Source organism: Arthrobacter sp. 754 (genome assembly GCF_040548695.1).
GTDB lineage: Bacteria > Actinomycetota > Actinomycetes > Actinomycetales > Micrococcaceae > Arthrobacter.
In genome coordinates this window covers 388,547-403,030 of the sequence record NZ_JBEPSC010000005.1, presented here as the reverse complement: position 1 = coordinate 403,030, position 14,484 = coordinate 388,547, and the positions used below count along the sequence as shown (strand labels likewise).

General features: G+C 67.4%; 15 protein-coding genes. 11 read left to right on the top strand and 4 right to left on the bottom strand.

Annotated features, from left to right (window positions below):
* Positions 1–43: 43 nt before the first annotated feature.
* Entirely contained in the window at positions 44–904 is an 861-nt protein-coding gene (locus ABIA70_RS16515) for an aldo/keto reductase (protein WP_502917220.1), read from the bottom strand.
* Between the two features lie 169 nt (positions 905–1,073).
* Here ABIA70_RS16515 and ABIA70_RS16510 point away from each other — a divergent pair, with 169 nt between their 5' ends.
* The 10 genes from ABIA70_RS16510 (at position 1,074) to ABIA70_RS16465 (ending at position 10,840) form a co-directional block, all read left to right on the top strand.
* Positions 1,074–1,706 carry a helix-turn-helix domain-containing protein gene (locus ABIA70_RS16510; protein WP_354148650.1) on the top strand — a complete coding sequence of 211 codons (633 nt, stop codon included), beginning with the start codon at positions 1,074–1,076 and terminating at the stop codon, positions 1,704–1,706.
* Positions 1,627–1,953 (top strand): MmyB family transcriptional regulator, encoded by a 327-nt coding sequence (locus ABIA70_RS16505; protein WP_354148649.1) that lies wholly within the window; start codon positions 1,627–1,629, stop codon positions 1,951–1,953. The genes ABIA70_RS16510 and ABIA70_RS16505 overlap by 80 nt, the downstream gene beginning before the upstream one ends.
* Positions 1,954–1,992: 39 nt before the next feature.
* Complete coding sequence (locus ABIA70_RS16500) at positions 1,993–2,697, top strand: flavodoxin (protein WP_354148648.1); 705 nt, start codon at positions 1,993–1,995, stop codon at positions 2,695–2,697.
* A 90-nt stretch (positions 2,698–2,787) separates the two neighbouring features.
* Positions 2,788–3,282: a hypothetical protein gene (locus tag ABIA70_RS16495; protein ID WP_354148647.1), complete on the top strand. Its 495-nt coding sequence runs from the start codon at positions 2,788–2,790 to the stop codon at positions 3,280–3,282.
* Between the two features lie 203 nt (positions 3,283–3,485).
* The gene (locus ABIA70_RS16490; RefSeq protein WP_354148646.1) at positions 3,486–3,980 is read left to right on the top strand and encodes a nucleoside deaminase; all 495 of its coding nucleotides are present in this window, start codon (positions 3,486–3,488) and stop codon (positions 3,978–3,980) included.
* 92 nt (positions 3,981–4,072) lie between these two features.
* Positions 4,073–5,368, top strand: a complete 1,296-nt coding sequence (locus ABIA70_RS16485) for an XdhC family protein (protein ID WP_354148645.1) — start codon at positions 4,073–4,075, stop codon at positions 5,366–5,368.
* Positions 5,359–6,276 (top strand): FAD binding domain-containing protein, encoded by a 918-nt coding sequence (locus tag ABIA70_RS16480; RefSeq protein WP_354148644.1) that lies wholly within the window; start codon positions 5,359–5,361, stop codon positions 6,274–6,276. Before ABIA70_RS16485 ends, ABIA70_RS16480 begins: the two co-directional genes overlap by 10 nt.
* 2 nt (positions 6,277–6,278) lie before the next feature.
* Positions 6,279–9,125, top strand: coding sequence for a molybdopterin-dependent oxidoreductase (locus ABIA70_RS16475; protein WP_354148643.1), 2,847 nt, complete (start codon positions 6,279–6,281; stop codon positions 9,123–9,125).
* A gap of 49 nt (positions 9,126–9,174) precedes the next feature.
* Positions 9,175–10,155 (top strand): aldo/keto reductase, encoded by a 981-nt coding sequence (locus ABIA70_RS16470; RefSeq protein WP_354148642.1) that lies wholly within the window; start codon positions 9,175–9,177, stop codon positions 10,153–10,155.
* Between the two features lie 31 nt (positions 10,156–10,186).
* Positions 10,187–10,840, top strand: a complete 654-nt coding sequence (locus ABIA70_RS16465; RefSeq protein WP_354148641.1) for a uracil-DNA glycosylase — start codon at positions 10,187–10,189, stop codon at positions 10,838–10,840.
* On the opposite strand, the gene nboR is transcribed toward ABIA70_RS16465, so the two are convergent.
* Positions 10,837–11,463, bottom strand: a complete 627-nt coding sequence (nboR, locus tag ABIA70_RS16460) for a nicotine blue oxidoreductase (protein ID WP_354148640.1) — start codon at positions 11,461–11,463, stop codon at positions 10,837–10,839. The two genes, ABIA70_RS16465 and nboR, sit on opposite strands and share 4 nt — an antisense overlap.
* Positions 11,464–11,688: 225 nt before the next feature.
* Here nboR and ABIA70_RS16455 point away from each other — a divergent pair, with 225 nt between their 5' ends.
* Entirely contained in the window at positions 11,689–12,324 is a 636-nt protein-coding gene (locus tag ABIA70_RS16455; RefSeq protein ID WP_354148639.1) for a dihydrofolate reductase family protein, read from the top strand.
* A gap of 24 nt (positions 12,325–12,348) precedes the next feature.
* Here the strand turns inward: ABIA70_RS16455 and ABIA70_RS16450 are convergent, their stop codons facing one another.
* Both ABIA70_RS16450 and ABIA70_RS16445 read right to left on the bottom strand, forming a co-directional pair.
* A complete protein-coding gene (locus tag ABIA70_RS16450) occupies positions 12,349–12,750 on the bottom strand; it encodes a RidA family protein (RefSeq protein WP_354148638.1) in 402 nt (133 codons plus the stop codon).
* 133 nt (positions 12,751–12,883) lie between these two features.
* Positions 12,884–14,206 (bottom strand): alpha-amylase family glycosyl hydrolase, encoded by a 1,323-nt coding sequence (locus tag ABIA70_RS16445; RefSeq protein WP_354148637.1) that lies wholly within the window; start codon positions 14,204–14,206, stop codon positions 12,884–12,886.
* Between the last annotated feature and the right edge of the window lie 278 nt (positions 14,207–14,484).

Genomic DNA, 14,484 nt, shown 5'->3' with positions numbered 1-14,484 from the left:
TAGCAACGATCGGATGCCTGAACCAGAGCCCGGCCCCTGGTGGTCAGCTGAGCCGGTAGCCGCCGAGCCGGCGGACCATCTGCGGGTCCGTGTGTTCGAAGAACAGTGACTCTCCGCCGTCCAGGTGCGCGATCTGCGCCATCTGTCCGTCGGTGAGGGCGAAGTCGAACACGTCGATATTCTCTGCCATCCGGTCCGGGTTTACGGACTTGGGGATGACGACAACGCCGCGCTGGATCATCCACCGCAGCACGACCTGCGCGACGGACTTGCCGTGCTCGGCACCGATCGCGGCGAGGGTCCCGTTCGTGAAAAGCCCGTTTTTGCCTTCGGCGAAGGGGCCCCACGACTCGATCTGCACACCCTCGGCGCGCATCAGCTCCTGGTAGTCGGTGTTCTGCTTGAAGGGGTGCGTCTCGATCTGGTTGACCGCGGGCACGATCTCGTTGTTAACGATGAGGTCCACCAGCTGTTCGGGGGCGAAGTTGGACACCCCGATGGCGCGGGCACGGCCGGCCTTGTGGATTTCCTGCATGGCACGCCATTCGGAGTAGTAGTCACCGAACGGCTGGTGGATCAGGTACAGATCGACGTAGTCGAGGCCGAGCTTGGCGAGGGAGGCGTCGAAGGCGCGGTGGGTGTTCTCCTCTCCGGCGTCCTGCACCCAGAGTTTGGTGGTGATGAACAGTTCCCCGCGGGGGATGCCGCTCTTCTTGATCGCTGCGCCGACTGCCTCTTCGTTGCCGTAGGCGGCGGCGGTGTCGATGGAGCGGTAGCCGGCGGTGAGGGCGGCGGAAACGGCCTGTTCGGTCTGGTCGTTGTCGACCTGGTAGACGCCGAAGCCGAGGATGGGCATGTCGACGCCGTTGTTCAGGGTCACTGTCTGGATGGTGTTTGTGGTCATGGTTTCAACGGTAGGGGCGAAACCGGTGCGGGTGAGAGTCACTGGTGTTATCCCCCAGAGGCGTACTTGGTGCGGCAAGGCACCAAAGCCGCGTGCCGCCGTCGTTCTTCCCTGGGGGTTAACGCCAGGGGCTCCCACACGTGGCGCTGACCGGCCTAGCCTTGTGGATATGGATACCCGCAATGACGTGCAGCAGTTCCTCACCGCTTTGCGCGCCCGCATCACCCCGGAGGTGGCGGGCCTGACAGTGTTCGGTGGGGAACGCCGCGTCCCCGGCCTGCGCCGCGAGGAAGTGGCCCAGCTCGCAGGAGTCAGCACCGCCTACTACACGCGGATGGAACGCGGGGACCTCAGCGGGGTGTCCGAGAGCGTCCTGTTCGCCCTCGTCCGGGCGCTGCAGCTGAACGAAGCGGAAACGGCACACTTGTTCGATCTGACCCGTGCCGCGACCGGGCCGCGCCGCGCACCCCGGACAAAACCCGAGCTGCGGGTCTCCCGGCGGGTTACGCAGCTGATCAACACGATGAGCGATGTTCCCGCGATCGCGATGACAAGGCTCGGCGATCCGGTCGCGTCCAATCCACTGGGCCGCCCGCTGTTTCCGGACCTTTTCCCGGGCGGGAAACCGGTCCTGAACAGTGCCCGCTACCTGTTCCTGGATGAACGCTCCAAGGGTCTTCTACCCGGACTGGGAGACAACCGCCCGCGAAGCAGTATCCGGGATGCGGCTCATGGCCGGACAGGATCCTACCGACAGAGCGCTCATGGCACTCGTGGGGGAGCTCGCGACCCGCAGCAATGAATTCCGGACCTGGTGGGGCGGACACACCGTCCGAACCCACTCCACCGGAACCAAAAACATCCACCACCCCATCGTGGGTGACATGACCATCGGCTACGAAGTCCTCGCGCTGGCGTCCACTCCGGGTTTGAGCCTCATGACCTACCTCCCCGAGCCCGCTACGCCGTCCGCGGACGCCATGAACCTGCTCCGCAGCTGGACCGCCAACGAAGCCCACACCCCGGACTCAGCGCGCACCGGCCACTAGAGGAACAGCTGCCCTTGCCACTTACCCGAAGGACTCCAGATGACAAAGAACCAGCGGACCGTCGGCAGGCGCTCGGTCCTGCGCACGGCCATCACGGGTCTGGGTGCGGCCATGGTCACCGCCGGAATTTCAGGCTGCGCCGTGGAAGACAGCGCCCAGCCCGCCCAGGAAACGCCACCTTCGCCCAGCGCAGAGAACACCCCGGCCCAACGGGGAAACGGGCACATCCTGCTGGCCTACTTTTCCCGCGCCGGGGAGAACTACTACTACGGGGGCCGGACCAACCTGGAGATCGGGAACACCGAGGTCCTGGCCGGCATGATCAGCGCACTCATCACGTGCGACGTCCTGCGGATCGAGGCGGCAGAGCCCTACCCGGAGGACTACGAGGAGACAGTTGCGCGCAACGTCCGCGAGCAAAACGCGGACGCCCGCCCGGCCATGGTTGCCCCGCTGCCGGACATCGGCCAGTACAGCACCGTGCTGCTTGCCAGCGGGATCTGGAACAGCCGCGCGCCGATGATCATGTCCACGTTCGCCGAACGGTACGACTTCGCAGGCAAAACCGTCCACCCCGTCACCACCCACGCCATGAGCGGCCTCGGCACCACCGAACGGGACTATGCCGCATCCTGCCCCGGCGCAGCCATCGGCCAGGGACTCGCTGTTCAGGGCGAGGAAGTCCGGGACGCCGGGGCGGCCGTCGAATCCTGGCTGCGCGGCACCGGACTCCTCAGAGGCTAGGTACCAAGCTGCACGGTTATCTCTTGACATTGCCCACGGTCAGGGCGCTCTTATCGAGTATCCATCTGAATACGAGAGGGAGTGGTGGCCATGCCTGCCATCCAAACCAGCCAGGAGAAACAGTCCCGCCTGCGGACGGGGGCCGCGCTGATGGCGATCGCCGGCCTGGCCTTCGTGGGGTATGCGGCAGTCTTCCTGGTCCTCAACTTCACGGGCGCGTTCCTTGAGCTTGGCATCGGTCCGGACGAAGTGGACAAGGGTAAGGCCGAGGTTGAGGCATTCAGCCCGGAACTGTCCCACTACATCAGCCACCTGCACATTGCGCTCAGCGGCTTCATCGCCGCTACTGGCCTGGCAATCACGGCCCTGTGCTGGTTCGGCGTGCGCCGGGGAGAGCGGTGGGCCTTCGGCACGGCCGTGACCGTCGCCGTCGTCGGACTCGTTGTGTCCGTCCCCGCGCATTACCCGTGGGGCCTGGCCACGCTGGGGCACCTCGGCCCCGTCTATGTCGCGGTGGCCATTTTCCTGGCGGGGGTGGCGGTTGCCTACAGCGGAATGCGCAGCCCGGGGATGAAACACAGCTGACACGCCACGGGACGGACGGCGGCGTCGTGGCGGAGCCCACATCCCGGTGCTAATCTCGGAATTGCCAAAGGCGGGCACCCGGACTCCGGGCAGCTATCTACCAGGCGCAACATCACCTCGCAGCAGACGCTGAAGCCTGGTAACCGTCGCATCTGGTCCTACTGGCGCAACGGGATACAGGCTTCCTCGCATAGGGAGCCACCATGAGTAGCATTGTCACCGCCGAACATTACCTGGCCCGGTCCATCCAGCTGGCAACAGCCAACGTACACAACAGCGGCGGTCCCTTTGGAGCCATGATCGTGACCGCTGATGGCCGCACGTTCGACGGCGTCAACCGCGTCACCGCAGACCACGATCCCACCGCGCACGCCGAGGTCACCGCCATCCGCACTGCCTGCCGTGCATTGGGGACGCACGATCTCACCGGGGCGGTCCTCTACACCAGTTGCGAGCCGTGCCCCATGTGCCTGGCCTCTGCGCTGTGGGCCCGCATCGGGCAGGTCGTCTATGCCGCGGACCGGCACGATGCCGCGTCCGTCGGTTTCGATGACGCCCTTTTTTACGAATACTTCGAGAACCGGGACAGGGACGCACTGTTGCATGTCTCCAAGCTTGAGCTGAACGATCCCCAGGCTCCGGCCCCGCTTGAGCCGTTCACCACCTGGAACACCCTCACCTCGCGGATCGATTACTAGGGAGCCGCTGTTCCCCTGTTCACCGTCGGGGGTACGACAATATGGGAATCACCGCATTCCCCGAATGCAGTTCCGGAAGAAGGAGCGCCGCCATGCTGGACCTGATACCTTCGCTCGGATCCTGGCCGCCGGCTGTGGCCGGTCAGCCGTACGCTGTGGCCACGATTGTTGCGGCGGGAGGCTCGGTGCCGTTGCCCGTGGGGACGTCGATGCTGGTGGCCGAGTCCGGGGATGTCCTGGGCAGCCTGTCCGGCGGGTGTGTGGAAGGCGCCGTGGTGGCGCTCGCACAGGAAGCAATGGACGACGGCGGCACCCGCCATGGGACGTTTGGCTACAGCGCCGCTGATGCCTTCGCCGCCGGACTCACCTGCGGCGGTGAGCTGGAGATCCACATCGAGCCCACCGGCGGCGGCCGCGGCATTCAGCTGCGGCAAGCCCTGGAGCAGCTCGCCTCCGTTCCGCCGGGTGACCCCGTGGCACTGGTGCGCCGGCTGGACACCGGCGGCGCCGTCGTGATCCTGGAGCCTGACACGTTCACCGCGGCCGGATCGCCGCAGGTTGCCACCCTGCTGGGCACGGCAGGGAAGCCTGACCTGGACCGCGGTTGGGTGGAGCCCTCCGGCGCGGCCCTGCTGGAATCATTGCTCCGGGGCGGCGGGACCGGCCTGCTGCACGTTGGAACACCGGATACCTGCCCTGCCGGCCCCGGCCCCACGGCGCCACTGGTGACAGGGACGGCAATCACGCTCCTGGTGGAGAGCAGGCTCGCCCTGCCCCGCATGCTGGTGTTCGGCGCCAATGACTTCGGCGCGGCCCTCATTCCCGCCGGCAAACTGCTGGGATACCACGTGACCCTGGTGGATGCCCGGCCCGCCTTTACCGCCCAGGCCCGGTTCGCCGGCGCGGACGAGGTGGTCACGGCCTGGCCGCACCGGTACCTCGGAGCGGAAGCCGCAGCGGGCCGGCTCGACCGGCGCACCGTTGCCTGCGTCCTGAGCCACGATCCCAAGTTTGATCTCCCGCTGCTGGAAACCGCCCTGGCCCTCGATCTTGCCTACGTCGGTGCCATGGGATCACGCCGCAGCCACCTCCAGCGGATGGAGGACCTCCTCACCGCGGGGGTGCCGCCGGAGCGGATCGCGCAGCTGCACTCGCCGATCGGCCTGGACCTCGGCGCCGTCACCCCGGCCGAGGTGGCGGTCTCGGTCACCGCAGAGCTCATCGCATCCGGGAACCGGAAACCGACGTGCGCCCCGCTGCGGGACACCTCCGGTCCAATCCACCAGCCCGCCGCACGCCGGGCGACAGACACAGCCGGCCCAGATGCAGCCGGCCCTGCCACCGCGTGCCCTGCCACCGTCAGCCCGGAGGTGATCGCATGGATATGAACAGCATCGAGGCGGTGGTCCAAGCCACGGATCCGGCCGACTGGCGGGACGGCGACGCCTGGCTGGCCGGCGGCACCGTCCTGTTCTCCTACGGCAGCTACGCCTTCGGGCCCGAACCGCTCAAGCGCCTCCTGGACCTCGGCTCGGCCGGCTGGACACCCGTCACTGTCACCGAGGACGGCATCGAGCTGGCCGCCACCTGCACGGTGGCCGAGCTGTATGCCCTGCCGGATTCGCCGGAGGTGGCCCAGCGGGGCTGGCCCGCACTGGACCTCTTCCGGCCGTGCTGCGATTCCTTTGTTGCGTCCTTCAAGGTCTGGAACATGTCCACCGTGGGCGGGAACATCTGCACCGCACTGCCTGCAGGACCCATGACCTCCCTTTGTGCCGCTCTCGACGGTGTGGCCACCATCCTGGGTCCCGGCGGCACCAGCCGCACCATCCCGGTGACCGACCTCGTCACGGGGGACGGGACAACCTGCCTGGCACCCGGCGAGCTGCTGCGCAGCATCCACCTGCCGGCGTCGGCCCTTGCCTCCCGAGTGGCGTTCCGCCGCCTGTCACTGAGCAACCTCGGACGCTCCGGTGTGCTGCTGATCGGAAGACTCGACGCCGGGACGCCCCTGGTGCTGACAGTCACCGCCGCGACTAAACGGCCCGTGCAGCTGCGCTTCGGGCACCTGCCGCAGGCCGCCGCACTCTCCGCGGCGCTGGACGGTGCGGTCCCCGACGATCTGTACCACGACGACGTCCATGGCCTGCCTGCCTGGCGCAAGGACATGACGTACCGCCTCGCGGAAGAGATCCGCGCCGAACTCGCTGTACCCGAGGGCGCCCCGGACCTTCAGATGTCCGGAGACTTCTGGCCGCCGCGTGTGCCCCGTAGACCGCAGCAGGAAGGGGTCTGAGCGTGGCTATCGAGATCAACGGCATCCCGGGGGAAACCGCGCCGCGCCCCGGGCAGTGCCTGCGGACGTTCCTGCGGGAGCAGGGGAACCTGGGCGTCAAGAAGGGCTGCGACGGCGGCGACTGCGGTGCCTGCACCGTGCACGTGGACGGCACCCCGGTCCACAGCTGCATCTACCCGGCCGTCCGGGCCGAAGGTCACGCCGTGACCACTATTGAGGGACTGGCCGGAACAGCCGGCGCCGCCGGCGGGGAGCTGCATCCCGTCCAGCAGCAGTTCCTGGAGCGCCAGGGCTTCCAGTGCGGCTTCTGCACCGCAGGCATGCTCATGACGGCGGCCACATTCACGGCCGACCAGAAGGCGGACCTGCCCCGCATCCTCAAGGGCAACCTCTGCCGCTGCACCGGCTACGGGGCCATCGCGGACGCCGTCTGCGGGCAGGCCGGGCACCCGGATCCGGCAGGGCAGGGCTCTGGGATCGCAGGGGAGGGGCAGCCGGGACCCCGGCCGGGCGGGATGGGCGACGACGTCCCCGCCCCAGCGAGCCTGGCTGTGGTCACCGGCGCCGCCCGCTACACCTTGGATGTTCCCGCAGACCAGCTGAAGGGGCTGCTGCACCTGAAGCTCCTGCGCTCGCCGCACGCCCACGCCCGCATCCTCAGCATCAACACCGAGGCGGCCCTGATGGTGCCCGGGGTGGTGGCGGTCTTTACCCACCTGGACGCGCCAACGCGGCTGTTCTCCACTGCCCAGCACGAGCTCTTCACGGACGACCCGGACGATACCCGGGTGCTCGATGACGTGGTGAGGTTCATCGGGCAGCGGGTCGCCGCCGTCGTGGCTGAGTCGGTCCAGGCAGCCGAAGCGGGGGTCCGGGCGCTCGCCGTCGAGTACGAAGTTCTCGACGCTGTGTTCACGCCGCAGGACGCCATCCGCCCCGGCGCCCCGCTGGTGCATGGGGAGAAGGACGGCCCCACGGCGCGGATCGCCCGGCCCGGGCAAAATGTGGTGGCCGAACTCCACTCCGAACTGGGCAATGTGGAGGATGGCTTTGCCGCCGCCAGCTTCATCCACGAACGGACCTATCAGACGCAGCGCGTCCAGCACGTGGCACTGGAAACCCACGCGGCCATCGCCTCCGTGGACAGAGACGGCCGGCTACAGGTCCGAACCTCCAGCCAGGTCCCGTTCCTGGTCCGCCGCACCCTGTGCCGGGTCTTCGGACTGCCCGAGGCGCAGGTCCACGTCGTGGCAGGACGCGTCGGCGGCGGGTTCGGCGGCAAGCAGGAAGTGCTGACCGAGGACATTGTGGCGCTGGCGGCCCTGAAGCTGGGCCGGCCCGTCCAGCTCGAACTGACCCGGACGGAGCAGTTCATCGCCACCACCACCCGGCATCCTTTCACCATCCGGCTCAAGGCCGGCGCCGATGCCAACGGCCGGCTGACCGCGCTGAAGCTGGATGTCCTGACCAACACCGGCGCCTACGGGAACCACGCCCCGGGAGTGATGTTCCACGGCTGTGGCGAGTCGCTTGCTGTGTACAACTGCGACAACAAGAAGGTGGACGCGCAGGCGATCTACACGAACACTGTCCCGTCCGGCGCCTTCCGCGGCTATGGGTTGAGCCAGATGATCTTCGCCATCGAGTCCGCCATGGATGAGCTCGCCATCGGCATCGGGATGGACCCGCTGGAGTTCCGCCGCCGGAACATGGTCCGCGAAGGCGATCACATGCTTTCCACGCATTCGGAGCCGGCAGAGGACGTCCACTACGGCAGCTACGGCCTGGACCAGTGCCTGGACCTGGTCCGCGATGCCCTGGACCGTGGCCTGGAACGGGACCGCGCCGCAGGGCTGGACCGGCTTGGGGCGGACTGGGTGACCGGGGAAGGCGCCGCGCTGTCCATGATCGACACCGTGCCGCCGCGCGGGCACTTTGCCCATTCGAAGCTCCGGCTCCTGCCGGACGGAACGTACCAGGCCGACGTCGGGACCGCCGAATTCGGCAACGGCACCACCACCGTGCACGCCCAGCTGGCCGCCACCGCGCTGTCCACCAACGCCTCCAGGGTGGCCATCCGGCAGTCAGACACGGACCTGATCGAGCACGACACGGGAGCGTTCGGCTCCGCCGGCACCGTCGTCGCCGGCAAGGCCACACTCGCCGCCGCGGAGGAACTCGCTGTCCGGATCCGGGCGTTCGCCGCCGGGATCCGCCAGGTCCAGTCCTCCGGATGCATCCTCGACGGCGACACGGTGGTGTGCGAGGGAACGCCCGTGCCGCTGGCGGAACTGGCGCACGCCGCCGCGGAAGCCGGCGTCGAACTCGCCGCCGAAGGCCGCTGGGGCGGCACGCCGCGCTCCGTGGCGTTCAACGTCCACGGGTTCCGTGTCGCCGTGAACCGCGCGACGGGGGAGCTGCGGATCCTGCAGAGCGTGCAGGCCGCCGACGCCGGCGTGGTGGTCAATCCCCGGCAGTGCCGCGGCCAGATCGAGGGCGGGATCGCCCAGGCGCTGGGCGCCGCGCTGTACGAGGAGGTGGTGGTGGACGACGCCGGCCGGGTCACCACGGACATCCTGCGGCAGTACCACATCCCCACGTTCGCGGACGTGCCGCCGAGCGAGGTGTACTTCGCCGACACCAACGACAAGCTGGGCCCGCTAGGTGCGAAGTCGATGAGTGAAAGCCCCTTTAACCCGGTGGCGCCTGCCCTGGCCAACGCCATCCGGAATGCCACCGGGGTGCGGTTCGCCTCGCTGCCGATCGCGCGCGACAGGATCTACCTGGGCCTGAAATCCGCCGCCCCTCCTCCGTCACAGAGCAACGCGGGGTCAGATAACGCCCAATAATGCGGCGTAATTGGGCCGGATCTGACCCCGCGTTGCATATAGTCGGGGGATGGAAAAGCGCATATTAGGCAAGACCGGACGGAACGTCTCGATCGTGGGGCTGGGCACCTGGCAGCTCGGCGCCGACTGGGGCAACGTTGACCAGGCACAGGCGCAGGCAATCCTGGCCGCCTCGGTGGAAGCCGGCGTCACTTTCTTTGACACCGCAGACGTCTACGGCGACGGCAAGAGCGAGCAGGCCATCGGGAAGTTCCTGAAGGACAATCCCGGGCTGGACATCACGGTGGCCACCAAGATGGGCCGCCGCATGGACCAGCTGCCGGAGAACTACACCTTGGCCAACTTCCGCCAGTGGGTGGACCGGTCGCGGAAGAACCTGGGCACGGACAGCCTGGACCTCGTCCAGCTGCATTGCCCGCCCACCGCCGTGTATAGCAACAACGAGGTGTACGACGCGCTGGACACCCTGGTCTCCGAGGGAGCCATCCGCAACTACGGGGTCAGCGTCGAACGCACGGACGAAGCCCTCGAAGCCATCAGGCATCAGGGCACCGCATCAGTCCAGATCATCCTTAACGCCTTCCGCCTCAAGCCGCTGGACGAGGTCCTGCCCGCCGCGAAGGCTGCCGGCGTCGGCATCATCGCCCGGGTGCCTCTCGCCTCGGGCCTGCTCTCGGGCAAGTACACCAAGGACACAGCCTTCGCGGAGAATGACCACCGCAACTACAACCGCACCGGCGGATCGTTCGACGTCGGCGAGACCTTCTCCGGCGTGGACTACGAACTGGGGCTCAAGGCTGTCTCCGAGTTCCAGCAGCTCGTCCCTGAAGGTGTTGGGACCGCGCAGGCTGCCATCGCCTGGATCGCCGCACAGGACGGCGTGACCACCGTGATTCCCGGCGCACGCAACGTGGACCAGGCCATCGCGAATGCTGCTGCGGCCGAGGTTTCCCTGGACAGTCAGTTCGATGAGGGCGTGCGCTGGATCTACGACCACTACTTCCGTGAGGCCATCCACCCGCGCTGGTAGGCGGCCTGTCGTAGTCCACCGGGGCAGATGAATGGCTGCATCCTCGGTCAGGGCCTTAACGGAGCGGCTCTCGGCTGCGCCCTCAGCGCATGGGCGCACCAACTTCTTCGATGACACCATCCCGGGAAATGCTGTGCGCCGCCGGAACCTGGAGATCTACCTGCAGGAGATGCTGGACCGCTCGCCAAAAGTGCTGCTCCTCGGTGAGGCCCCGGGTTTTAGGGGCATGAGGATCACCGGGGTTCCTTTCACCAACCGCACCATGTTCGAGGGGCCGGCCAACAGCTTCGGCCTGTTCGGGCCTGGAAAAGGCTATGCGCTGCCGGCGGAGGCGGCAGAAGCCGCGGCTGAGCCGACGGCAACGGTGATGTGGGAGGTCCTGGCGGAGCTGCGGTTCCTTCCCCTGCTGTGGAGCGCCTGTCCGTGGCATACCCACGTGCCGGGTCGCCCCAGGTCCAACCGCACCCCGACTGCGGCCGAAGCGGCCCTGGGAACTCCTTTTTGGCAGGAGCTGACGGAGCTGTTCCACATCGAATTCGTAGTGGCCGTCGGAAATGTTGCGCACCGAAGCCTCGTTCGAACAGGACTGGACGTACCTAAAATCAGGCATCCCGCCCATGGCGGGCGGGCCGGCTTCAAGCAGGGCCTCCAGGAGCTGCTCAGGGCCGGCCTGGGCAGAGACTAGTTCAGCAGGCGGAGCTGCTCCGGGGTGTCGATGTCCTCGCCCGTTGACTCGTCGCTGCAGTCCACTTCGTCCACCAGTTCCGGGTGGGACTTCAGAAAGAAGCGTGCGCCGGCGTCGCCCGTCACTGTTGCCGCAACAGCGTCCCGGAGGTCGACGTCGATAAGCAGCGGATGCCCCCGGCGGACCGTTCCGTTTGAGTTGCCCTCCCCGTCACCGCCGCTGTAGGCGGCGGCAGTGATCCGCCCCGGACGATGGGCGGCCAGCAAGCGCGTCACAATCCGGGGTGTGAGGCCGGGCTGGTCCACAAGGGCAATCAGCAGGTGGCATTTCGGGTCAGCCGCGGCGTTGCCCAGCAGGAACGAGCTGCCCATTCCGGACTCCCAGTCCTCGTTGACCACAGTCCGGTAGTGGTCCAGCTCCGCTAAGGCCGCAACGTCGGCGGCGCGGGCGCCGAGCACCACCACCACTTCGTGGCAGCCGCCATCGAGCAGTGCTCCGGCGATTGATTCCACGAGCGGGCGGGCGCGGTAGGAAAGAAGAGCCTTGGGTCCCCTCCCCAGCCGCGTTCCGGCGCCGCCGGCCAGGACAACACCGGCAGTCCTGATCTCGGTCATGTTCCCCATATCCACACCCTAACGCCGTGCACGGTTGGGCAGGGTCGACTGTTGTGCAGGGGCGCCGGCCAGGGCTTGTCTGCCCAGCACCGGGGCGCTTGATCTCCGTGGGTCCATTCAGCCCTTGAAGGTCTGATCGCCCGGGGCATAGCATTGCCGGCACGCGCACCGACGGAGTACCCGCACCGCTTGGTGCCAGCGGAGACTGAAGCCGGCTGAAGCGAGGAGAAGGCCATGGACGGGAAAACTGGAGAGGCATCATCAGCGTCCCTGATGATCGACCTGATCATCTCCCTGGACGGGTATGCGTCGGCCGAGGGATGGCCTGGCTGGTGGGGTCTTGAAGGGCCGGAGTACCTGGGCTGGCTGGAGCAGGAGGGCGAGAAGGGCTACACCTTCCTCCTGGGGGCGAATACTTACCGGCTGATGTCCGGCATGTCAGAGGAGGCCGCGGCCGGGGGCTCGGAATTCTCGGAGGAAGAGGGGGCCAGCCTGACGGGCCTTGCCGCCGTCCCCAAGGTCGTCTTCTCCTCCTCGATGCAGGCGCCCCTGACCTGGCCGAACTCGGAGCTGGTGACCGGGGACGCGGTTGAGGCCGTGAGCGAGATGAAGCGGACGCGCACCGGCCCCCTGAGCACTTTAGGGAGCCTCAGCCTCTGCCGGTCGCTGCTGACCGCCGGGCTTGTGGACAGGTTCCGGCTGGTGGTCTTCCCCGTGATCACGGGCCGTACCGGGCGGGAACGGATCTACGACGGCTATCCGGACGTCGCCCTTGAGATGGTGGACAGCAGGACCTTCGACGGCCGGCTCCAGTTGCTTGATTACATTCCCACAGTGCTCAGCGGACCGCCGGGCAGCCGGTCGACCTGACGGCTGTTGTCTCAAGCTGGACTTTCATCGCAGGACGGCGGCGACCGCGCTGATCTCGACGAGTGCCCCGGGCACGCCCAGCCCGGCGACAAACGCGGCGGTCACCAAGGCAGGTTCTTTAGAGGCGAGAACCGGAGCGATCGCACCGTACCCCGCCGCGAGGTCAGCGCCGTCGACGAAGAGCACAGTCCAGTGAACGACGTCGGTGAGGGTCGCCCCGGCCGCTGCGAGTGCGGTCTTCGCATTTTCGAGGGCGCGGGCAGACTGCACGGCGACGTCGCCCGCACCGATCAGTGCGCCGTCGGCGTCGACCGCGTTCTGCCCACCGACGTAAATGGTGGTCGCGCCGGGCGGCACGATGGCGACGTGGCTGAAGGCCGGGCTTGAAACGAGCCCCTGGGGGCGGATGCGCTGAATGGGTGCCATGCCTGTATGGTCCCACCGCGGACCGACAGAGGCGACCGAAAGTTCCCGGACGTTTATGTGCGGCCCCAATCGGGGCGCGGTACCAGGCCCACCAGCGTGGAGATGGTCACGAGCGTCTGCTCCTGCTCCTGCCTCAGCCGAGGACGGCCCACCCTCGCGGGGGCACCACGACTGTGTTCGCGCCTACATCGACGGCCGCGTGTCCGGCGACGACGGTGGTGGCGCCCGCCGCGCTGATTTTCTGGGTTTCGTGCGAGAGATTCAACGCGACGACGAGCCTATCGGCGTCGACCGCGACGCGGTATGAAAGCACCTCGTTGGAGAGCTGGATGACGTCCGTCGCGGCACGGTGCAGCCATGGGTTCCGTCGACGCAGCCCAATGAGCTCCTGGTGCACGGCGAATACGGTTCCCCCCAAGGCGGAGAGCTGGTCGGGGGAGGACGGGAAGAGCGGCCTGACATCGTCGTCACCCCCTGCCCTGTCCTCCTTGACGCCCCGGTAACCCTGCTCGTCACCATAGTAGATGGACGGCGTCCCGCCGACGGTGAGAAGTACGACGACGGCGTGCGGCACGAGCGCGGCATCGCTGAGCTTGCTCGCGATGCGGGTGACGTCGTGGTTGCCGATGAACGTGAGCGGCGCGTAGGAGGCCAAGAGCACGTTGTGCCGCTCGAGCGCGGCAGCGAGTTCAAAGAAGTTTGCGTCGTTGAGCGAACTCCAGACAGCCTTCCAGAGTTCGTATTGCGTGGCGGAATCGAGCTCCCCGGATCGTACTTCCGCCGCATAGTCGCCATGGATGTACTCGCCCACGAAGTACGCATTCGGATGGGATGATCGGACGCGCGCGATGACAGGGGCCCAGAACGACGCCGGGACTGCATATGCGGCGTCGAGTCGCCAGCCGTCCGCACCCCGTAGTAGCCAGTGCTCCATAACTTCGACGACGAAATCGGCGACGGCCGGCTCGTCATGGTTGAGGGCCACGAGGTGGTGGTGGCCCTCGAAGTCACGGTACCCGGGTTCGGTGCCGGGAGCGGCCCCGTCGGGCCACTCCAGCGAGAACCAGGACGCGGTGTCCGCCGCCGGCCCGTGGGCCAGGACATTCTGGAACGGCGCAAAGGAGCGCCCGGTGTGGTTGAAGACGCCGTCGAGCAGTATGCGCAGCCCACGACGGTGTGCCTCGGCCACCAGTGTGTCGAAGTCTTGCCCGGAGCCGAGCCGGGGATCAATCCGGAAGTAATCCGTGGTGTCATACCCGTGCGTCTCCGAAGCGAAGATGGGGCCCAGGGCCAGCCCCGACGCCCCGAGTTCCACGGCGTAGTCCAGCCATGGGACAAGGCCCAGCAACCGGTGGTCGGCGGCGGGATCCGACGTTGCGGTCTTCTCGGCGCCGACGAAGCCGAGAGGATACACCTGCCACCAGATGGCGTGCTGGACCCAGTCAGGTTCGTTCATGGCGAGGAAGCCCTTCCGTCCGATCCCGGGACGCCCGGAAAGGCGACGGGTTGACCCTGGCCGGGGCCAGCGTCTTCTCCAGCCTATATCGGCCAGGAGGTGGGCTGCTTCAGCCGTACTGCAGCCGCGGGTTTTAGCGCTTCCTGCCACCGGCACCCGGCACGGACGTGACTTGCTTCATCCACGCGGGCCGGCAAATCCGCCGCAGCTGAAGCGCCCCCATGACAGACACCGTAGTAGGCCATGCCCCACTTCACGGAGCGCCTGAGGTCCGGAAG